Below are 20,437 nucleotides of genomic sequence, written 5' to 3' on the forward strand. Positions count from 1 at the left end.
CGATGGCTCGTCTGGCTCCTCGCTCCCTTCCCCGTGCCCTCGCGGGCGCCCTCGCCGGTGCGGCCCTCGGTGCCGTGGCCGCGCGTGCCGCCTACGCCGCGTTCACCCGCAGGCCCCCGGTCGGCGACGCGGAGACCTGGGCCCGTACCAACCACCGGGGCGAGCCGATCACCCTGCTGGAGGGGCCGGCGTTCGTCGCCGGAGCCGGGGCGGCCGCGGCCGTGATGCCCGGCCTGCCCGCACGGGTCCGCACGGCGGCGGTGCTGGCGGCGGCGGGCGCCGGGGGGCTCGGCGCCTACGACGACCTGTACGGCGCGACCTCGTCCAAGGGGTTCCGGGGGCACCTGAGCGCCCTGGCCAAGGGCGAGGTCACCAGCGGGGCGGTGAAGATCCTCGGCATCGGCGTGACGGGCCTGGCCGCCGCCGCCCTGACCTCCCGCACCCCCCTGGACGTGGCCGTCGACGGCGCCCTGATCGCCGGGAGCGCCAACCTGGCCAACCTCTTCGACCTGCGTCCGGGCCGCGCCGTCAAGGTGGGCCTGCTCGCGGGCGCCCCGCTGCTCGCCGCGGGCCTGCGCCGCGGCGATCCTGCCGGGGCCGCCTTGGCCGCGCTCCCCATGGGGGCCGCGGCCGCGCTGCTGGACGAGGACCTCGGCGAGCGGGCCATGCTCGGTGACGCCGGGGCCAACGCGCTGGGCGCGCTGCTCGGCCTGGCCGTCACCGTGAGCCTGGGCCGTCCCGGACGCCTGGCCGTGCTGGGCACCGTGGTCGCGCTGACCGCGGCCTCGGAGAAGGTCAGCTTCACCAGGGTGATCGCGGGCAACCCCTTCCTGCACCGCGTCGACATGCTCGGCCGTCGCCCCGTGGAGCAGGCGCCCACCCCCCGATGACCAGGAGGATCGGGCAGGGCGTCGCGGGCGCGGCGCTCCTCATCGGGATCGTGACCGTCCTGGCCCGGCTCGTCGGGTTCGGCCGTTACCTGGTCCAGTCGCAGAGCGTCGGCAACCTCTGCCTGAGCACCGCCTACAACACCGCCAACTACGTGCCCAACATCGTCTTCGAGCTGGTGGCGGGCGGGGCGCTGGCCGGGATGGTGGTGCCGGTGCTGGCCTCGGCGGCCTCGCGGGCGGGCGAGGACCCGCGGGCCAGGGCCGAGGCCAGCCGGACCACCTCGGCGCTGCTGACCTGGACGATGCTGGTCCTGGTGCCGGTGACGCTGCTGATCGTGGCGTTCGCCGGGCCGATCGTCACGCTGCTGGCCGGCGAGGCGCCCGGCTGCGACCTGGCCCAGGTCGTCGAGGTCGGCACCGGCATGCTCGTCGTCTTCGCCCCCCGGATGATCTTCTTCGGGCTGGCCGTCGTCCTGTACGGGGTGCTCCAGGCCCACCGGCGCTTCCTGGGGCCCGCGCTGGCCCCGCTGGTCTCCAGCCTGCTCATCGTCGCCTCCAACCTGTTGTTCGAGGCGGTGAACGGGCGTGCCGCCGAGGACCTGTCGGCGCTGGACGACGCGGGCGCGCTCTCGCTCTCCCTCGGCGCGACCGTCGCCGCGGCGGCGATGGTGGTCACCGTCGCCGGCCCGGTGGCCCGGCTGCGGCTCAGGCTGCGGCCCTCGCTGTCGTTCCCGCCGGGCGTCGCGGCCCGCGCCCGGCGCCTGGCCACCGCGGGCCTGGCCGTCCTGGTCGCCCAGCAGCTCACGCTGATCGTCGTCGTCCACCTCGCCAACGACCTGGGCGGCGAGGGGGCGGTCGGTGTCTACACCTACGCCTGGGCGCTGTACCAGCTGCCGTACGCGGTGCTGGTGATGCCGATCGCCACCAGTTCCTTCCCGGAGCTGTCGACCCGGGCGGAGGAGGGGGACCTGGCCGGGTTCGACGCGCTGACCTCCGCCACGACGCGGGCCGTGCTGCTGGTGACCGGGCTCGCGGCCGGGGTGATGGCGGCGGTGGCCGTGCCGGTGGCGCGGGTGTTCCTGGAGGACACCCCGGGGGGCGACCCCGCGGAGATGGCCCGCGCGGTCGCGCTGTTCGCGCCCGGCCTGGCCGGGTACGCGCTCATGCTGCACCTGGCCCGCATCCTGTACGCCCGCGGGCTGGGCAGGCCGGCGGCCGTCGCCTCGGTGGCGGGCTGGGGGGTCGCGCTCGCGGCCCAGATCGTGCTGGCCCGTGCCGCGGGCGACGAGACCGAGGTGGTGGGGATGCTGGCGCTGGGCAGCACGATCGGCATGACCGTCGGCGGCCTGCTGCTTGCCCTGGCGGTGTTCCGCGCCGGCGGGGCGCCCGCGCTCGCGGGGGCGCCCCGTGCCCTGCTGGCCTCGCTGGCCGGTGGCGCCGCGGCCTGGGGTGCGGGCCTGGCCGTGGTCGGCGCCTTCGGCGAGGTGTCCCGGTGGGCGTGCGTGGCGGTCGGGACGGCCGCCGCGGTGGCGGGCACGGCCGCGTTCGCGGTCGTGGTGGCGGTGGTCGGCGGGCCGGACGCCCGGGGACTGCTGCGACGGCTCCGCGGCCGGGCCGGGGCGAGGACGACGGAGGGGACGGCAGAGAGTGCGACGGAGGGGAGCGGTTCCGATGGCTGACCGGGAAGGACGCGTGGCGCTCGTGCTGGGGACCAGCGCGGGCGGTGTCGGCCGGCACGTGGCCATGCTGGCCCGGGGGCTGGCCGGCCGCGGCCACCGGGTGGTCGTGGCGGGCCCGCCGAGCACCGAGGAGGCCTTCGGGTTCACCGCCCTGGGTGCGCGCTTCACGCCCGTGCCGATCTCCGACCGGCCCCGCCCGCCCGCCGACCTGCGGGCGGTCCTGGCACTGCGGTCGCTGCGCGGGGCCGACGTCGTGCACGCCCACGGGCTGAGGGCCGGGGCACTGGCGGCGCTCGCGCTGGCCGGGACCCCGGCGCCGCTGGTGGTGACCCTGCACAACGCGGCCACCGCGGGCGGCGCGGTCGGGGCGGTGTACGGGCTGCTGGAGCGCGTGGTGGCCCGCCGGGCCGACCGGATCCTGGTGGTCTCGCCCGACCTGGGGGAACGGATGACCCTGCTGGGGGCGCGGCGCGTCGAGGCCGCCGTCGTCCCGGCGCCCCCGCTGGCTCCCTCCGGGCGCCGGCCCGAGGAGGTACGGGCGGAGCTCGGCGCCGGAGACCGGGTGATCTTCCTGACGGTCGCCAGGCTCGCGCAGCAGAAGGGGCTGGAGACCCTGCTGGACGTGGCGGGGACGCTGCCCGGCGGGCCCGGGTCCCCCGGGCCGCTGTTCCTGATCGCGGGGCAGGGGCCGCTGCACGCGGAACTGCGGCGCCGGATCGACCGGGAGGACCTGCCGGTACGGCTGCTCGGCCCCCGCGCCGACGTCGCCGACCTGCTCGGGGTGGCCAGGGCGCTGGTGGTGTCCAGCCGGTGGGAGGGACAGCCGCTCGTCGTGCAGGAGGCCCTGCGGTCGGGCACGCCGGTGGTCGCCACCGCCGTGGGCGGCGTCCCGGCGATGGTGGGCGAGGGCGGGGTGCTGGTGCCGTACGGAAATGTGGCCGCGATGCGAGACGCGGTGGCAGGGCTGCTCGCCGACGGCGAGCGGGCGCGTGAGCTGGCCGGCGCCGCCGCCCGCAGAGGCCGTGAGCTGCCGGGCGAGAGCGAGGCGCTGGAGGCGGTGCTCGCCGTCTACGCCTCACCGTCCGGTCCGTCCGGGCCGCCGGAGCCGGAGGAACAAGGGGCGGGGACGCGATGTTGAATTAGGCGACACCAGGCCGGACACCTATACTGGCGTGGTTAGGGGGGGAGTATCCCTTCGTGGCAGTCTCGTCATCACGGTGTTGCCTCGCTCCACGAGGCCCCCGGGGCTGTCGGTCCGCACGGCCCGGTCTTCCAGCCGGGCCGGATCCATGCGGGCGGGAGAGACCTCCGGCTGTCTGTCGTGCGCGCTGCCGGAGGTTTATCAGCTGTGAGTGTTCCCACCTGGGCATGGTTCGCCATCATCGGCGGCCTTCTCGTCGTTCTCGCCTTCGATCTGTGGATAGTCGACCGCGGCGAACCCAGGGAATTCTCCCTGAGGCAGGCCGGTTTCTGGGTCGGGTTCTACGTCAGCCTTGCGGTCGTCTTCGGCATCGTGATGTGGGTGTTCGCCGGTCCCGTCCCCGCGGGCCAGTTCTTCGCCGGCTATCTCACCGAGTACAGCCTGAGCATCGACAACCTCTTCGTCTTCTACATCATCATGACCCGCTTCGCGGTGCCGAAGATGTACCAGCACAAGGTCCTGCTGGTGGGCATCCTGATGGCGCTGGTCATGCGCGGCGTCTTCATCGCCATCGGCGCCGCGGCCCTGGCCAACTTCGGCTGGCTGTTCTACGTCTTCGGCCTGTTCCTGATCTACACCGCGGTCCAGCTCGTCCGCCAGTTCGGCCAGGAGGAGGACCTCCCGGAGAACGCGGTCCTGCGCTGGGCCCGCCGCGTGCTGCCGCACACCGACGACTACGTGGGCTCCAAGGTGACCGTCAAGATCGACGGCAGGCGCATGGTCACCCCGCTGCTGATCGTCATGATCGCCATCGGCACCACCGACCTGCTGTTCGCGCTGGACTCGATCCCGGCGATCTTCGGCCTGACCACCGACCCGTTCATCGTCTTCGCCGCGAACGCCTTCGCCCTGATGGGCCTGAGGCAGCTGTACTTCCTGCTGGGCGGTCTGCTCCAGCGCCTGGTCTACCTGAGCTTCGGTCTCGCGTTCATCCTCGGTTTCATCGGGGTTAAGCTGATCCTCGAGGCTCTGCACTCCAGTGGCGTCTCCTGGGCTCCCGAGATCCCGATCTGGGTGTCGCTGTCGGTCATCGTCGTCACGATGGTCTTCACCACCGTGATCAGCCTGATGAAGGCCAGGCGCGACACCCGTGAGGGCAAGGAGAACAGCACCCCGGCGAGTGTCGAGCAGGGCTAGCGAATCGGTGCATGAGGCGCTTTGCTTGTCTCATTGCGCCTTATAAGGGCTGAGAGATGGGTAACATCCTGCCCCAGAGCGGGTAGACATACCGGTCTAATGCCGCAAGACATCACAAAAGGTTCCCTGTGTCCCACGATTCAGCAAGTCGCCGGCCAGGTCCGCTGGGCCTGGCGCGGGGCGTCTCCCCGTGGTTGCTCCCGACCGTGGCCGCCGCCGCGGCGACCTCCCTGCTCAGCCGCCGCGACCGGCGCTGGGCGGCGGCGGCGCTCCCGCTGACGGCGCTCACCGGTGGGATGCTCTGGTTCTTCCGCGACCCGGACCGGACGCCGGGCACCGGGCGGATCCTGTCCCCGGCCGACGGCGTGGTGCAGAGCATCGACCCGTGGCCGGACGGGCGCACCAGGGTGGCGATCTTCATGAGCCCGCTCGACGTGCACGTCAACCGGGCTCCGCTGGCCGGCACGGTCACCTCGATGCGGCACGTGTCCGGGGGGTACGTCCCCGCGTTCGACAAGGACAGCGAGAACAACGAGCGGGTCGTCTGGCACCTGGACACCGCGCTGGGCGACATCGAGTTCGTGCAGATCGCCGGCGCGGTCGCGCGCCGCATCGTGCCGTACGTGGCCGTGGGCGCCAAGGTCGCCAAGGGCGAGCGGATCGGCCTGATCAGGCTCGGCTCCCGGGTCGACGTCTACCTTCCCGAGGGGATCGCCCCGGCCGTCTCGGTGGGCGAGAGAACGGTCGCGGGGGTGACGGGTCTTGACCACGGCTGACGCGAGCTGGCCGCTGGACGAGACGGACGACGAGCCACGGGGGCCGGTGGGCAAGGCGTTCCGCCTGTCGGCCGCCGACTCCCTCTCACTCGGCAACGCCCTGTGCGGGTTCCTGGCGGTCTGCGTGCTGGCCTGGTCGGCCATCAGCGCGCTGCAGGAGGGCAAGCCCTTCGCGGCCGATCCCCGCTTCTTCGGCACCGCCGTGGTGCTGCTGCTGATCGGCGCCACCTGCGACCTGTTCGACGGCCTGGTGGCCAGGAAGTTCCGCGCCTCGGCCATGGGCGCCGAGCTGGACAACCTCGCCGACGTGATCAGTTTCGGGTTCGCCCCCGCCTTCATGGTGGTGATCTGGGCGGGGTTCAACCAGCAGATCCCCTTCCTGCTGGTGATGGCCGCGGCGGCGTCGGTGCTGCTGGCCGGTGTCATCCGGTTGGCGCGCTTCGCCTGCGTGAAGACCAAGAGCGGCGACTTCATGGGCCTGCCCATCCCGATGGGGGCCATGACCGTGGTCTCGATCGTGCTGCTGTTCCCGCCGTCGAGCTGGACGGTCCTGCCCATCTTCGCGGTGGCGTACCTGATGGTGAGCCGGATCGAGTACCCCAAGCCCAAGGGCAACCTGGCCGCGGGCGTGCTCGCCTGGATGATGATCAACGTGGCCTGCCTGACCATCTGGGTCGCGGGCCTGGCCGGAGGGGACACCCTGATCAAGGTCGGGGCGGTCATGCAGCTGACGATCGTGGCCAGCATCCCGCTGCGGGTGCTGATGTTCAAGCGGGAGAAGCGCAAGGAGCGCCAGGCGTCGGCCGGGGTCGGCTGACCTTCTTCTCCGGCTTTTCCGGATTTTTCACCTTTTTCGGCCCTGGGGCCGGGGGCCCGGGGGGATCCCGGTGGGGGGATGGTCGGGGATCCGTCATACGGATGTCCGTTCTCGCCCCCGAACCCCCGATCCGTCTTTCCCCTGGCCGGGCGATCGCGTTCAATTGCCGCATGGCGACCGAGCCGCGCGAGCACACCCGCACGTACTTCCTGAGCCTGCTCGCCCGTGAGCTGGAGCTCAGGGGCGTCACCGTGACCCTCAGGCGGAGCCCGCCGTCGCTGCGGGTGAGCGATCCCGAGGCGGCGCTGTTCTCCGAGACGGTCGACTGCGTCCCGCAGGCCGACGGCTGGTTCTACCGCTGGTCCTGGGGGGACCTGGTCGAGCGGGTGGAGGACCCGTCCGCGGCGGCGGACCGGATCCTCCGGATCTTCGGCGGTACGGCCCGCTGACGCCCGGCCGGGCCTGCCCCTCGTCCCGTCCGCTTCTCCCCGTGCCGCCGCGGTCACCCGTCGCCGCGGAGGGTCACCAGCCGCGTTCGCGCCACTCGGGCAGCGAGGGGCGCTCGGCCCCCAGGGTGGTGTCGCGGCCGTGGCCCGGATAGACCCAGGTGTCGTCCGGCAGCCGGTCGAAGATCCGCTCCGACACGTCGGCGAAGAGCTGGGCGAACCGCTCGGGATCCTTGTTCGTGTTGCCCACCCCGCCGGGGAAGAGCGAGTCACCGGTGAACAGGTGGCCGGGGTAGTACAGGGCGATCGAGCCGGGCGTGTGCCCGCGCAGGTGGATCACCTCCAGGCTGACCACGCCGACGGTGATCCCGTCGCCGTGCCCGACCTCCAGGTCCACCGGCACCGGCAGCCCGGGCGCGTCCAGGGGGTGGGCGATCACCGAGGCGCCGGTCGCCGCGGCGACCGCCTCCAGGGCCTGCCAGTGGTCACCGTGCTGGTGGGTGGTGATGATCTTGCTGATCGGCAGGTCGCCGATGAGCTCCAGCAGCCGGTCGGGCTCGGCGGCGGCGTCGATCAGGGCGCCGTCCCCGGTCTCGGTGCAGCGGACCAGGTAGGCGTTGTTGTCGAACGGGCCGACGGCCAGTTTGGCGATCGTCAGGGCGGGAAGTTCGCGCAGGTCGGCGGGGCCGCCCACCTGCACGTCACCGGTGTACGTCACGGTCTCTCCTCGGGCGGGGTCGCGGGAAGGTGAGGGCACGGGCGGTGCCCGTCATGGTCGTCGTCTCGTCATCATCATCGCGCGCCGCCGGCGTGTGAGGGCATAAGGGGGGTGTTCGGATCGTTGAGTAGCTGAGCGGCCTGCCGTGTCCGCGAGGAAGCCGTACCCTGAAACGGGCGGGGGCCCCGAGGGCCAGGACACCGGCCCGGAAAACTGTCGGTCGCTGTCGCTAGTCTGCCCGCGACCGCTCTCAACCCTTCTATATCGACGTCGGGACTGCTGTGGCTGACCGCCTCATCGTGCGTGGCGCACGGGAACACAACCTCAAGGACGTCTCGCTGGATCTTCCGCGGGACTCTCTGATCGTCTTCACCGGGCTGTCCGGCTCGGGGAAGTCGAGCCTGGCCTTCGACACCATCTTCGCCGAGGGCCAGCGCCGCTATGTCGAATCGCTGTCGGCGTACGCGCGGCAGTTCCTCGGGCAGATGGACAAGCCCGACGTCGACTTCATCGAGGGGCTCTCGCCCGCGGTGTCGATCGACCAGAAGTCCACCAGCCGCAACCCGCGCTCGACCGTCGGCACGATCACCGAGGTCTACGACTACCTGCGCCTGCTGTGGGCCCGCGTCGGCAAGCCGCACTGCCCGCAGTGCGGGCGGGCGATCGCCAGGCAGAGCCCCGAGCAGATCGTCGACCGGGTGATGGAGCTGCCCGAGGGCACCCGCTTCCAGGTGCTGGCCCCGGTGGTCCGCGGCCGCAAGGGGGAGTACGCCGAGCTCTTCGGCCAGCTCCAGGCCAAGGGCTTCGCCCGCGCCCGCGTCGACGGCACGGTGGTCCGGCTGGACGAGCCGCCGACGCTGAAGAAGCAGGAGAAGCACGACATCGAGGTGATCGTCGACCGCCTGGCCGTGAAGGAGGGGGCGGCCAGCCGCCTGACCGGCTCGGTGGAGACCGCCCTGAACCTGTCGGGCGGGACGATCACCCTGGAGTTCGTCGACCTGCCCGAGGACGACCCGAACCGCGAGCGCTTCTACTCCGAGCACCTCTACTGCCCCTACGACGACCTGTCGTTCGAGGAGATGGAGCCCCGCTCGTTCTCGTTCAACTCGCCCTTCGGCGCCTGTCCCGAGTGCACGGGTCTCGGCGTCCGCATGGAGGTCGACCCCGACCTGATCGTGCCCGACCCGGAACGGCCGCTGGGCGAGGGCGCCCTGTCGCCGTGGGCGGGCGGCCACACCAGCGACTACTTCGTCCGGCTGGTCGAGGCGCTCGGCCTGAACATGGGTTTCAGCCTGGACACCCCCTGGGAGCGGCTCCCCAAGAAGGCCCAGAAGGCCCTGCTGTACGGCCACGACGAGCAGGTCCACGTCCGCTACAGCAACCGCTACGGCCGCCAGCGCTCCTACTACACCACCTTCGAGGGGGTCATCCCCTGGGTGCAGCGCCGCCACGGCGAGTCCGACAGCGACGGCATGCGCGAGAAGTACGAAGGCTACATGCGGGAGATCCCGTGCCCGGCCTGCAAGGGGGCCAGGCTCAAGCCGGTCTCGCTGGCCGTCACGGTCGAGGGCCGCTCGATCGCCGAGGTCTCGGCGATGTCGATCGGCGACTGCGCGGTCTTCCTGGCGGGCCTGAAGCTCTCCGACCGCGACATGCAGATCGCCGAGCGGGTGGTCAAGGAGATCAACGCCCGGATGGGCTTCCTGCTCGACGTGGGCCTGGATTACCTGACCATGGACCGGGCCTCGGGGACCCTCGCCGGTGGCGAGGCGCAGCGCATCCGGCTCGCCACCCAGATCGGCTCCGGCCTGGTCGGCGTGCTCTACGTGCTGGACGAGCCCTCCATCGGCCTGCACCAGCGTGACAACCAGCGGCTGCTGGAGACGCTGATCAGGCTGCGCGACATGGGCAACACGCTCATCGTGGTCGAGCACGACGAGGACACCATCGCCGCCGCCGACTGGGTGGTGGACATCGGCCCCGGAGCCGGTGAGCACGGTGGCCAGGTCGTCGTCTCCGGCACCGTGGCCGACCTGCTGGCCTCCGAGGACTCGATGACGGGCGCCTACCTGTCCGGCCGCAGGTCCATCACCATCCCCGCGACCCGCCGCAAGCGCGACAGGAAGCGGCAGATCACCGTGAAGGGCGCCCGCGAGCACAACCTCAAGGGCGTCGACGTGGAGTTCCCGCTCGGCGTGCTGACCGCGGTCACCGGGGTCTCCGGATCGGGCAAGTCCACCCTGGTCAACGACATCCTCTACAACGCGCTGGCCAAGGAGCTCAACGGGGCGCGCACCGTCCCGGGCCGCCACTCGCGGATCAACGGGATGGACCTGGTCGACAAGGTCGTGCACGTCGACCAGTCGCCGATCGGCCGCACGCCGCGCTCCAACCCGGCGACGTACACCGGCGTCTTCGACAAGGTCCGCGACCTGTTCTCGCAGACCACCGAGGCCAAGGTCCGCGGCTACCAGAAGGGCCGCTTCAGCTTCAACGTCAAGGGCGGCCGGTGCGAGGCGTGCTCGGGAGACGGCACCCTCAAGATCGAGATGAACTTCCTGCCCGACGTCTACGTGCCCTGCGAGGTCTGCCACGGCGCGCGGTACAACCGGGAGACCCTGGAGGTCCACTACAAGGGCAAGACGATCTCCGAGGTGCTCGACATGCCGATCGAGGAGGCCCTGGGCTTCTTCGACTCGATCCCGTCGATCAAGCGCTACCTGCAGACGCTGTTCGACGTCGGGCTGGGCTACGTCCGGCTGGGCCAGCCGGCCACCACGCTGTCCGGCGGCGAGGCCCAGCGTGTCAAGCTCGCCTCCGAGCTGCAGCGCCGTTCCACCGGACGCACGATCTACGTGCTGGACGAGCCCACCACGGGCCTGCACTTCGAGGACATCCGCAGGCTGCTGGGGGTGCTGGGCAAGCTCGTCGACGGCGGCAACACGGTCATCGTGATCGAGCACAACCTCGACGTGATCAAGACCGCCGACTGGCTGATCGACATGGGCCCGGAGGGCGGTTCCCGCGGCGGCAGCGTGCTGGCCGTCGGCACCCCCGAGGAGGTCGCCCTGGTCGACGAGAGCCACACCGGCCGCTTCCTGCGCAAGATCCTCGGCAGCTGAGGGCGGGGCCGGCGGAGGGGCCCGCCGCCGGCGTCCCCGGCACGGGTTCCGCCACGGCCCCGTGCCGGGTCCCCGGGACGGTTTCCGGGCCGAGGGTCCCCGGGCCGAGGGTCCCCGGGCCGAGGGGCCCTGAGCCGAGGTCCCCGAGCCGGGGTTCCGGTGGTGGGCCCCGCGCGGGTCCCGGCGCCGAAGGACCCGGGGACGAGGGTCCCGGCGTCAGGGGACCCGGTGGCGAAGGCCCGTGTCGAAGGGGCCCGCTATGAAAGGCCCCGGCGCCGAAGGCCCCGTGGCCGGATCCCGGGGCCGCGGACCTGTCCCAGGGCGTATTTCTTCACAGTCTCCTGATGCGTCGTACGGCATGCTGAACCGTCATCGGGGTGTTGACCGTACCTGAACATGACGATCCTGGAGGAACATAGATGACTGAGACGACGCGTCGCACGGTGATGATGAGCGCCGGTGGAGCCGGTATGGCCGCGGTGCTGACCGCCTGCGCCGGGTACGGGGAACCGGCCGCCGGCGGTGGTGAGACCTCCGCGACCGCCGCCTCGGAGGCTCCCGGGAAGAGCGCGGACACCGGCGCGGGGTCGGGCTCCGACTCCGCGGCGGAGGCGCTGGCCAAGACCGCGGACATCCCCGAGGGGGGCGGCAAGGTCTTCAAGGACGAGAAGATCGTGATCACCCAGCCCACCGCGGGCCAGTTCAAGGCGTTCAGCTCGGCCTGCACCCACCAGGGGTGCGACGTCGACAAGGTGGCCGACGGCACCATCGACTGCCCCTGCCACGGCAGCAAGTTCAAGATCACGGATGGTTCGGTGGTGGACGGTCCCGCGACCAAGCCGCTCCCGGAGAAGACGATCAAAGTGGACGGCGACTCCATCACGCTGGCCTGATCCCCGTCGCCGGACTCGCCGCCGGGGGACGGGTTCCCCGGCCGCGAGGCCCGCGCCGTGACGGGCGCCCCCTTCGGGGAAGGGCGGCGCCGTTATCGTAAGGAAAGCTGTCGGTCGGGGCCGATAGGCTCATGGTGTGGCGAGATCTGTGGGTGGTCCGGCGAGTTTCCGGCCGAAACCGGGGTCGATCCCCGACTCTCCCGGCGTCTACCGGTTCAAGGACGGCGACGGCCGGGTCGTCTACGTCGGCAAGGCGAAGAACCTCCGTCAGCGGCTCAACTCCTACTTCGCCGACTTCGCGGGCCTGCACCAGCGCACCCAGACGATGCTCACGACCGCCGCGGCCGTCGACTGGACGGTCGTCGGCACCGAGGTCGAGGCGCTCCAGCTGGAGTACTCCTGGATCAAGGAGTACGACCCGCGTTTCAACGTCAAGTACCGCGACGACAAGTCCTACCCCTACCTGGCGGTCACCATGGGGGAGGAGTTCCCCCGGGTGCAGGTGCTGCGCGGCGCCAAGCGCAAGGGCACCCGCTACTTCGGCCCCTATTCGCACGCCTGGGCGATCAGGGAGACCGTCGACCTGCTGCTGCGGGTCTTCCCGATCAGGAGCTGCTCCACCGGCGTGTTCAGGCGCGCCGAGCAGATCGGCCGCCCCTGCCTGCTGGGCTACATCGACAAGTGCTCGGCCCCCTGCGTCGGCCGGGTCACCCCCGCCGAGCACCGGGCCCTGGCCGAGGACTTCTGCGAGTTCATGGCGGGCAACACCGCCAGGTTCATCAGGCGGCTGGAACGCGAGATGCGCCAGGCCGCCGTCGAGCAGGAGTACGAGCGCGCGGCCAGGCTGCGCGACGACGTCCAGGCGCTCCAGCGGGCCCTGGAGAAGCAGGCCGTGGTCCTGGGCGACACCACCGACTGCGACGTGGTCGCCCTGGCCGAGGACCCGCTGGAGGCCGCCGTCCAGGTGTTCTACGTCCGCGGCGGGCGGATCAGGGGGCAGCGCGGCTGGGTGGTCGACAAGGTCGGCGAGGTCACCCCGGCGGAGCTGGTCGAGCAGTTCCTGCTGCAGATGTACGGCGACGCGGCCGCCGAGGCACTGCCCAGGGAGGTGCTGGTGCCCGTGCTGCCCCCCGACGCCGAGGCGGTCTCGGAGCTGCTCTGCGAGCACCGCGGCGCCCGGGTGGAGATCAGGGTCCCGCGGCGCGGCGACAAGAGGTCGCTGATGGAGACCGTCGAGCGCAACGCGGCCGAGTCGCTCAAGCAGCACAAGCTCAAGCGGGCCAGCGACCTGACCACGCGGAGCAAGGCCCTGCAGGAGGTCGCCGACGCCCTCGGCCTGGACCAGGCGCCGCTGCGCATCGAGTGCTACGACGTCTCCCACATCCAGGGCACCGACGTGGTGGCCTCCATGGTGGTCTTCGAGGACGGCCTGGCCCGCAAGAGCGAGTACCGCCGCTTCTCCGTGCGCTCCACCGAGGGCGACGTCGCCTCCATCCGCGAGGTGATCTCCCGCCGGTTCAAGCGCTACCTGCAGGAGCGCTCCGAGACCGGGGAGCTCGACGCCGACCCCGGGGCCGGGCCGGGCGAGGGGACACGGCCGACCGGCATCGACCCGGAGACCGGGAAGCCGCGCCGGTTCGCGTACCCGCCCAACCTGGTGGTGGTCGACGGCGGTCCCGCGCAGGCCGCGGCGGCCCGCAGGGCCCTCGACGAGCTGGGGATCGACGACGTGGCCGTGTGCGGCCTGGCCAAGCGGCTGGAGGAGGTCTGGCTGCCCGGCGAGGACCTCCCGGTGATCCTCGCCCGCTCCAGCGAGGCCCTTTACCTTCTCCAGCGGGTACGCGACGAGGCCCACCGCTTTGCCATCACCTACCATCGAGCCAAGAGGTCCAAGAGCGTCACGGAAAGCGCCCTGGACGAGGTCCCCGGACTCGGCCCGGCCCGCAGACAGGCGCTGATCAAGCATTTCGGATCGGTGAAACGGCTGCGGGAGGCGACGGCGGCCCAGATCCGCGAGGTTCCCGGAATCGGCCCGTCGACGGCCGAGACGATCGTGTCGGCCTTGAAGGGGCAGCACCCATGAGCGAGAGAGAGTCCGCGTTCGTCCTGGTCACCGGCATGTCGGGGGCGGGGCGGAGCACGGCGGCCAAGGCCCTGGAGGACCTGGGCTGGTTCGTCATCGACAACCTGCCGCCGGGGCTGCTGTTCGCCATGGCCGAGGAGGCCGGCCGGGTCAAGCTGGCCGCCGACAAGGTGGCCGCGGTGGTGGACGTGCGCAGCCTGGCCTTCACCAGCGACCTCAACAGCGCGATCGAGGAGCTGGAGGGGCGCGGCGTCGGCGTGCGCGTGGTGTTCCTGGAGGCCAGCGACGAGGAACTGGTCCGCAGGTTCGAGAACGTCCGCCGCCCGCACCCGCTGCAGGGCGACGGCCGCCTGGTCGACGGCATCGCCCGCGAGCGCGGCATCCTGCGCGAGGTCCGGGCCAACGCCGACCTGGTGATCGACACCTCCAACCTCAACGTGCACGAGCTCCGTGGGAAGATCGTCGCCTTCTTCGGCGGGGAGGACCGCCCCGGCCTGCGGGTCAACGTCGTCTCCTTCGGCTTCAAGTACGGCCTGCCGGTCGACGCGGACCTGGTCGTCGACTGCCGCTTCCTGCCGAACCCGCACTGGGTGCCGGAACTGCGCCCCATGAACGGCCTGGACGCTCCCGTACGGGAGTACGTTCTCAATCAAGCGGGTGCGAAGGAACTCCTCGACGCCTACGAGGAGGTGGTCTCCATCATCGCCTCCGGCTACACCCGCGAGGGCAAGAGCTACGCCACGCTCGCCGTCGGCTGCACCGGCGGCAAGCACCGCAGCGTCGCCATGGCCGAGCAGATCGGCGGGCGGCTGCGGGACCGGGGTGGCATGGAGGTGCAGGTGAGCCATCGGGATGTGGGCCGGGAGTGAACGATGAGGGTCTCAAGGTCGTCGCACTGGGCGGGGGACACGGGCTGTACGCCTCGCTGTCGGCGCTGCGGAGGGTCACCTCCCGTCTGACGGCGGTGGTCACGGTGGCCGACGACGGGGGGTCCAGCGGGCGGCTCCGCCGCGAGCTGGGGGTGCTGCCGCCGGGGGACCTGCGCATGGCGCTGGCCGCGCTGTGCGACGACGACGAGTGGGGGCACACCTGGAGCGAGGTGGTCCAGCACCGTTTCCGCAGTGACGGCGACCTGCACGGCCACACGGTCGGCAACCTGCTGATCGTGGCCCTGTGGGAGCGGCTGGGCGACACGGTCGCCGGGCTCGACTGGCTCGGGCGGCTGCTGGGCGCGCACGGGCGGGTGCTGCCGATGTCGTCGGTGCCGCTGGACATCGCGGCCGAGGTGGAGCTGGACGGCCGGGTGAGCACGGTGCGCGGCCAGGTGGCCTGCGCGCTCACCCCCGGCCGGGTGCGGGCCGTCTCGCTGCTCCCGAAGGATCCTCCGGCCTGCCCCGAGGCGGTCGAGGCGGTCCTGGACGCCGACTGGGTGGTGTTCGGCCCCGGCTCGTGGTTCACCAGCGTGCTGCCGCACCTGATGGTGCCCGAGCTGGCCGAGGCGCTGCTGGCCACCCGCGCGCGCCGCCTGGTCGCGCTCAACCTCGCCCCGCAGCCCGGTGAGACCGACGGCTTCTCCCCCCAGAAGCACCTGGAGGTGCTGGGCCAGCACGCCTCCTCCCTGGCGATCGACGTGGTCGTCGCCGACACCGGGGTGACCCACGACCGCGACGCCCTGGCCAAGGCGGCCGCCGATCTCGGCGGGCGGCTGGTCCTCGCCCCGGTGGCCGACGAGGACGGCTCGCCGCGACATGATGCGCAACGTCTTGCCTCCGTCCTGGACGAGATTTTCCGTGAGAAGCGTTGATCCTGGTCAGCGGTGCTCAGGAGTGCGAGAAACTTCTGTGAGCCCGATTCACCTCGGGCCGCAAGGGGTCTGTATGGGGGAGGACGAACGCGCATGGCGATGACCGGTGTGGTCAAGGACGAGCTGAGCAGGCTTCCGGTACTGAAGCCCTGCTGCCGCAAGGCCGAGGTGTCGACGCTGCTGCGGTTCGCGAGCGGGCTGCACCTGGTGAGCGGGCGGATCGTGATCGAGGCCGAGCTCGACACCAACGTCACCGCCCGGCGGCTCATCAAGGACATCGGCGAGGTCTTCGGGCACAAGGCCGAGGTGCTCGTGCTGGCCCCGGCCGGGTTGCGCAAGGGCTCGCGCTACCTCGTGCGGGTCTACCGCGACGGGGAGGCCCTGGCCCGCCAGACCGGCCTGATCGACAACCACGGCCGCCCGGTGCGCGGCCTGCCGCGCCAGGTCGTCGCGGGGGCGACGTGCGACGCCGAGGCCGCCTGGCGGGGAGCGTTCCTGGCGCACGGCTCGCTCACCGAGCCGGGGCGTTCGATGTCGCTGGAGGTCACCTGCCCCGGGCCCGAGGCGGCGCTCGCGCTGGTCGGCTCGGCACGGCGCCTCAAGATCCACGCCAAGGCCCGGGAGGTCCGCGGCGTGGACCGGGTGGTGGTCCGCGACGGTGACGCGATCGGCGCGCTGCTGACCCGGCTGGGCGCCCACGACAGCGTGCTGGCCTGGGAGGACCGGCGGATGCGCCGGGAGTTCCGGGCCACGGCCAACCGGCTGGCCAACTTCGACGACGCCAACCTGCGCCGTTCGGCCCGCGCCGCGGTCGCCGCCGGGGCCAGGGTCCAGCGGGCCCTGGAGATCCTCGGCGAGGAGGCCCCCGAGCACCTGGTGGTCGCCGGCCGCCTACGGGTGGAGCACAAGCAGGCGTCCCTGGAGGAGCTGGGCCAGCTCGCCGACCCGCCGCTGACCAAGGACGCCATCGCCGGCCGCATCCGCCGCCTGCTGGCCATGGCCGACAAGCGCGCCCAGGACGTCGGCATCCCCAACACCGAGGCCAACCTCACCGTGGACATGCTCTCCCCCTGAGGGCGCGGTGCGGGCGGTCCGGGCCGCCCGCCGGGAGCGGAACGCTCCAACCGCCCGGCAGGGAAGGCGGGGGTGGGCGCCGGGGGCCCGCGGGGCCGGTGAGGCCGCCGGGGCGGTGTCCTTGCCGTCCCCTCGGGCGCGTCCCGCACGGCCGCGGATCGTGGGCCGTCGTCGCAGGTCCAGCAGGGGCTGGAGGAATTTACCGGACGATACGGGCGTCTTACGTGAAGGGTGCGATACCCCTTCGTGAAGCATGAAATAACGCACCCTACCCCTCCAGTGGTCTACACCAATTTGGGTCCGATAGGGTTCGTGGTTGAGGTTTCAAGCCAGCCCCCAGTCGCCGGTCCCACGATCGGCGCACCGACGTACGAGGAGATCGGCACCGTGACCATCCGCGTAGGCGTCAACGGATTCGGCCGTATCGGCCGCAACTTCTGGCGTGCGGTCGCTGCCAGCGGCAAGGACATCGAGATCGTCGCGGTCAACGACCTGACCGACAACGCCACCCTCGCTCACCTTCTGAAGTACGACAGCATCCTCGGCCGCCTGCCGTACGAGGTGAAGAGCACCGCCGACGAGATCATCGTCGACGGCAGGACCATCAAGGCCTTCGCCGAGCGCGACCCGGCCAAGCTGCCCTGGGGCGACCTGGGCGTCGACGTCGTGGTGGAGTCCACCGGCTTCTTCACCGACGCCAACAAGGCCCGCGTGCACGCCGACAACGGCGCCAAGAAGGTCATCATCTCGGCCCCGGCCAAGAACGAGGACGTCACCGTCGTCATGGGCGTCAACCACGACACCTACGACCCGGCCAGCCACACGGTGATCTCCAACGCCTCCTGCACCACCAACTGCCTGGCCCCGATGGCCAAGGTCATCAACGACACCTTCGGTATCGAGAAGGGTCTGATGACCACCATCCACGCCTACACGCAGGACCAGAACCTGCAGGACGGCCCGCACAGCGACCTGCGCCGCGCCCGCGCCGCCGCGCTGAACATCGTGCCGACCTCCACCGGCGCCGCCAAGGCCATCGGCCTGGTGCTGCCCGAGCTCAAGGGCAAGCTCGACGGCTTCGCGCTGCGGGTGCCGATCCCCACGGGCTCGGCCACCGACCTCACCGTCGAGGTCGGCCGCGAGACCACCGTCGAGGAGGTCAACGCCGCGCTCAAGGCCGCCGCCGAGGGCCCGCTCAAGGGCTACCTCACCTACACCGATGACCCGATCGTCTCCTCCGACATCGTCACCGACCCCTCCTCCTGCATCTTCGACTCGGGCCTGACCAAGGTCATCGGCAACCAGGTCAAGGTCGTCGGCTGGTACGACAACGAGTGGGGCTACTCCAACCGCCTGGTGGACCTCATCGAGCTGGTCGGCGCCGACCTGCGATGAAGGACATCACCGAGTTCGACGTGGCGGGTCGGCGCGTCCTGGTGCGCGCCGACCTCAACGTCCCCCTGGAGGGGGACGTCATCACCGACGACGGCCGCATCCGCGCCTCGGTGCCGACGATCAAGGACCTGGCCGGTCGCGGCGCCCGCGTGATCGTCGTCGCGCACCTGGGCCGCCCCAAGGGCAGGCCCAACTCCGAGTTCTCCCTGGCCCCGGTGGCCAGGAGGCTGGGAGAGCTGCTGGAGACCGAGGTCGCCTTCGCGACCGACGTGGTCGGCGAGTCCGCCCAGGCGGTCGTGGACGGCCTCCAGGACGGCCAGGTGGCCCTGCTGGAGAACCTGCGCTTCGAGCCCGGCGAGGAGTCCAAGGACGACGCCGAGCGGGCCGCGTTCGCCGGGAGGCTGGCGGCGTTCGCCGACCTGTACGTCGGTGACGGCTTCGGCGCGGTGCACCGCAAGCACGCCAGCGTCTACGACGTGCCCGGCCTGCTGCCGCACGCCGCGGGCACGCTGGTGCTGGCCGAGGTCGACGTGCTCAGGAAGCTGACCGACGACGCCGAGCGCCCCTACGTCGTGGTGCTGGGCGGTGCCAAGGTCTCCGACAAGCTCGGGGTCATCGGCAACCTGCTCACCAAGGTCGACCGGCTCCTCGTCGGCGGCGGCATGGCCTACACCTTCCTGAAGGCCCAGGGCTACGAGGTGGGCGGGTCGCTGCTGCAGGAGGACCAGCTGGAGCAGGTGCGCGGCTTCCTCGACGAGGCGGCCAAGCGCGGCGTGGAGCTCGTCCTGCCGGTCGACGTGCTGGCGGCCGTCGAGTTCGCCGAGGACGCCGAGTACGAGGTGGTCGACGCCACCGCCATCCCGGCCGACCGCGAGGGGCTCGACATCGGCCCGCGCACCCGCGAGCTGTTCGCGGGCAAACTGGCCGACGCGGGCACCGTGTTCTGGAACGGCCCGATGGGCGTCTTCGAGTTCGAGGCGTTCTCCGGGGGAACCCGCGCGGTCGCCGAGGCGTTGATCGCTTCTGAGGCCTTCACGGTCGTCGGCGGGGGAGACTCGGCCGCGGCCGTGCGCAAGCTCGGCCTGCCCGAGGACGGCTTCTCGCACATCTCCACCGGTGGCGGGGCCAGCCTGGAGTATCTGGAAGGCAAGACCCTCCCCGGCCTCGTGGCCCTGGAGGAGCAGAAGTGAACCCGGAAGTCGGTGCCCGATGACAGTCCGCAAGCCGCTGATGGCCGGCAACTGGAAGATGAACCTCAACCACCTCGAGGCCATCGCCCACACCCAGAAGCTCGCCTTCGCCCTCAACGACAAGGACTTCGACCGGGTCGAGGTGGCCGTGCTGCCGCCCTTCACGGACCTGCGCAGCGTGCAGACGCTGGTGGACGGTGACAAGCTGCGGATCACGTACGGCGGGCAGGACCTGTCCGCGTACGACGGCGGGGCCTACACCGGAGAGATCTCCGGTGCGATGCTCGCCAAGCTCGGCTGCACCTTCGTCACCATCGGGCACTCCGAGCGCCGCCAGTACCACCGCGAGGACGACGACGTCGTCAACGCCAAGGTGCACGCGGCCTACCGGCACTCGCTCACCCCCATCCTGTGCCTGGGAGAGGGCCTGGACGTGCGCCGGCAGGGCGGGCAGGTGGCCTTCAGCCTCGCGCAGCTCGACGGGGCGCTCCGCAAGGTCACCGCCGAGCAGGCCGCGTCCATCGTGATCGCCTACGAGCCGGTATGGGCGATCGGCACCGGCGAGGTGGCCACCCCGGACGACGCCCAGGAGGTCTGCGGCGCTCTCCGGACGCGACTCGCCGAGCTGTACGATGCGCAGGTGGCCGCCGGTGTCCGTATCCTTTACGGTGGGTCGGTCAAGGGCGACAACATCGCGGGCATCATGGCGCAGCCTGATGTCGACGGTGCCCTGATCGGCGGGGCGAGCCTCGACCCCGGGGAGTTCGTTAAGATTTGCCGTTTTGGTGAATTGTCGAACTGACTGAGCCATTCGGGGGGTACGACTTGACATCACGTCATACCCTCTTAGAGCAAGTTTGAATCGTCACGCCTCGGCGTACACAGGGTCGTGCCCGGACGCGGGTCACGCGCACACAGGGAACAGGTCAACGGTGACAATCGGAATCTCCATCGCCCTCATGCTGGCGAGCTTGCTGATGATGCTGCTCATTCTGCTTCGCAAGGGCAAGGGCGGCGGTCTGTCGGATCTGTTCGGTGGCGGGTTCTCGTCGTCGTTCGGAAGCTCCTCGGTGGTGGAGCGCAACCTCGACAGGCTCACCGTCATCACCGGTCTGCTCTGGCTGGTGTGCATCATCGCGCTGGGCCTCCTCCTGCGACCCTGACCCGATTCGACAGGCGTGACAGTGGTTCAGTCCCCGCATCCCCAAGCGG

General features: G+C 71.4%; 18 protein-coding genes. 17 read left to right on the plus strand and 1 reads right to left on the minus strand.

Going from position 1 to position 20,437, the window contains the following annotated elements:
* The first annotated feature begins 2 nt into the window (after positions 1–2).
* The 7 genes from ACIBCT_RS37830 to ACIBCT_RS37860 all read left to right on the plus strand — a co-directional run bounded on the left by ACIBCT_RS37830 (position 3) and on the right by ACIBCT_RS37860 (position 6,949).
* Entirely contained in the window at positions 3–890 is an 888-nt protein-coding gene (locus ACIBCT_RS37830) for a hypothetical protein (RefSeq protein WP_399196835.1), read from the plus strand.
* Positions 887–2,569, plus strand: coding sequence for a murein biosynthesis integral membrane protein MurJ (murJ, locus tag ACIBCT_RS37835; protein WP_399196836.1), 1,683 nt, complete (start codon positions 887–889; stop codon positions 2,567–2,569). The genes ACIBCT_RS37830 and murJ overlap by 4 nt, the downstream gene beginning before the upstream one ends.
* Positions 2,562–3,707, plus strand: coding sequence for a glycosyltransferase family 4 protein (locus ACIBCT_RS37840; RefSeq protein ID WP_399196837.1), 1,146 nt, complete (start codon positions 2,562–2,564; stop codon positions 3,705–3,707). Before murJ ends, ACIBCT_RS37840 begins: the two co-directional genes overlap by 8 nt.
* A gap of 210 nt (positions 3,708–3,917) precedes the next feature.
* Positions 3,918–4,907, plus strand: a complete 990-nt coding sequence (locus ACIBCT_RS37845; RefSeq protein ID WP_399196838.1) for a TerC family protein — start codon at positions 3,918–3,920, stop codon at positions 4,905–4,907.
* Positions 4,908–5,035: 128 nt separating this feature from the next.
* Complete coding sequence (locus tag ACIBCT_RS37850) at positions 5,036–5,683, plus strand: phosphatidylserine decarboxylase (protein ID WP_344903521.1); 648 nt, start codon at positions 5,036–5,038, stop codon at positions 5,681–5,683.
* Positions 5,670–6,500 (plus strand): CDP-diacylglycerol--serine O-phosphatidyltransferase, encoded by an 831-nt coding sequence (gene pssA, locus ACIBCT_RS37855; protein WP_344903518.1) that lies wholly within the window; start codon positions 5,670–5,672, stop codon positions 6,498–6,500. Before ACIBCT_RS37850 ends, pssA begins: the two co-directional genes overlap by 14 nt.
* Positions 6,501–6,670: 170 nt before the next feature.
* On the plus strand, positions 6,671–6,949 hold the full coding sequence (locus ACIBCT_RS37860) for a hypothetical protein (protein WP_399196839.1): 279 nt from the start codon (positions 6,671–6,673) through the stop codon (positions 6,947–6,949).
* A gap of 73 nt (positions 6,950–7,022) precedes the next feature.
* Here ACIBCT_RS37860 and ACIBCT_RS37865 read toward each other — a convergent pair whose 3' ends face one another.
* Entirely contained in the window at positions 7,023–7,664 is a 642-nt protein-coding gene (locus ACIBCT_RS37865) for an MBL fold metallo-hydrolase (RefSeq protein ID WP_399196840.1), read from the minus strand.
* A gap of 281 nt (positions 7,665–7,945) precedes the next feature.
* On the opposite strand from ACIBCT_RS37865, the gene uvrA reads away from it, so the two are divergent.
* From uvrA to secG, 10 genes are all read left to right on the plus strand, one after another.
* Positions 7,946–10,786: an excinuclease ABC subunit UvrA gene (gene uvrA / locus ACIBCT_RS37870; protein WP_399196841.1), complete on the plus strand. Its 2,841-nt coding sequence runs from the start codon at positions 7,946–7,948 to the stop codon at positions 10,784–10,786.
* Between the two features lie 419 nt (positions 10,787–11,205).
* Positions 11,206–11,679, plus strand: coding sequence for a Rieske (2Fe-2S) protein (locus ACIBCT_RS37875; RefSeq protein WP_399196842.1), 474 nt, complete (start codon positions 11,206–11,208; stop codon positions 11,677–11,679).
* A 148-nt stretch (positions 11,680–11,827) separates the two neighbouring features.
* Positions 11,828–13,762, plus strand: coding sequence for an excinuclease ABC subunit UvrC (uvrC, locus tag ACIBCT_RS37880; protein WP_399196862.1), 1,935 nt, complete (start codon positions 11,828–11,830; stop codon positions 13,760–13,762).
* Positions 13,759–14,631 carry an RNase adapter RapZ gene (gene rapZ / locus ACIBCT_RS37885; RefSeq protein WP_344903503.1) on the plus strand — a complete coding sequence of 291 codons (873 nt, stop codon included), beginning with the start codon at positions 13,759–13,761 and terminating at the stop codon, positions 14,629–14,631. Before uvrC ends, rapZ begins: the two co-directional genes overlap by 4 nt.
* On the plus strand, positions 14,628–15,566 hold the full coding sequence (gene yvcK / locus ACIBCT_RS37890) for a uridine diphosphate-N-acetylglucosamine-binding protein YvcK (protein ID WP_399196843.1): 939 nt from the start codon (positions 14,628–14,630) through the stop codon (positions 15,564–15,566). The genes rapZ and yvcK overlap by 4 nt, the downstream gene beginning before the upstream one ends.
* 93 nt (positions 15,567–15,659) lie before the next feature.
* Positions 15,660–16,640 (plus strand): DNA-binding protein WhiA, encoded by a 981-nt coding sequence (gene whiA, locus ACIBCT_RS37895; protein WP_399196844.1) that lies wholly within the window; start codon positions 15,660–15,662, stop codon positions 16,638–16,640.
* Positions 16,641–17,027: 387 nt separating this feature from the next.
* Positions 17,028–18,035: a type I glyceraldehyde-3-phosphate dehydrogenase gene (gene gap, locus ACIBCT_RS37900; protein ID WP_399196846.1), complete on the plus strand. Its 1,008-nt coding sequence runs from the start codon at positions 17,028–17,030 to the stop codon at positions 18,033–18,035.
* Entirely contained in the window at positions 18,032–19,225 is a 1,194-nt protein-coding gene (locus tag ACIBCT_RS37905) for a phosphoglycerate kinase (protein WP_399196847.1), read from the plus strand. The genes gap and ACIBCT_RS37905 overlap by 4 nt, the downstream gene beginning before the upstream one ends.
* 19 nt (positions 19,226–19,244) lie before the next feature.
* The gene (tpiA, locus tag ACIBCT_RS37910) at positions 19,245–20,027 is read left to right on the plus strand and encodes a triose-phosphate isomerase (RefSeq protein ID WP_399196848.1); all 783 of its coding nucleotides are present in this window, start codon (positions 19,245–19,247) and stop codon (positions 20,025–20,027) included.
* A 130-nt stretch (positions 20,028–20,157) separates the two neighbouring features.
* On the plus strand, positions 20,158–20,388 hold the full coding sequence (gene secG / locus ACIBCT_RS37915; RefSeq protein ID WP_399196849.1) for a preprotein translocase subunit SecG: 231 nt from the start codon (positions 20,158–20,160) through the stop codon (positions 20,386–20,388).
* Positions 20,389–20,437: the final 49 nt, after the last annotated feature.

Source organism: Streptosporangium sp. NPDC050855 (genome assembly GCF_044456585.1).
GTDB lineage: Bacteria > Actinomycetota > Actinomycetes > Streptosporangiales > Streptosporangiaceae > Streptosporangium > Streptosporangium longisporum.

Coding starts and splice junctions, on each gene's coding strand:
- murJ (WP_399196836.1), top strand. CDS start 887: ATGACCAGGAGGATCGGGCAGGGCGTCGCGGGCGCGGCGCTCCTCATC.
- ACIBCT_RS37905 (WP_399196847.1), top strand. CDS start 18,032: ATGAAGGACATCACCGAGTTCGACGTGGCGGGTCGGCGCGTCCTGGTG.
- whiA (WP_399196844.1), top strand. CDS start 15,660: ATGGCGATGACCGGTGTGGTCAAGGACGAGCTGAGCAGGCTTCCGGTA.
- ACIBCT_RS37860 (WP_399196839.1), top strand. CDS start 6,671: ATGGCGACCGAGCCGCGCGAGCACACCCGCACGTACTTCCTGAGCCTG.
- tpiA (WP_399196848.1), top strand. CDS start 19,245: ATGACAGTCCGCAAGCCGCTGATGGCCGGCAACTGGAAGATGAACCTC.
- rapZ (WP_344903503.1), top strand. CDS start 13,759: ATGAGCGAGAGAGAGTCCGCGTTCGTCCTGGTCACCGGCATGTCGGGG.
- ACIBCT_RS37840 (WP_399196837.1), top strand. CDS start 2,562: ATGGCTGACCGGGAAGGACGCGTGGCGCTCGTGCTGGGGACCAGCGCG.
- ACIBCT_RS37875 (WP_399196842.1), top strand. CDS start 11,206: ATGACTGAGACGACGCGTCGCACGGTGATGATGAGCGCCGGTGGAGCC.
- ACIBCT_RS37830 (WP_399196835.1), top strand. CDS start 3: ATGGCTCGTCTGGCTCCTCGCTCCCTTCCCCGTGCCCTCGCGGGCGCC.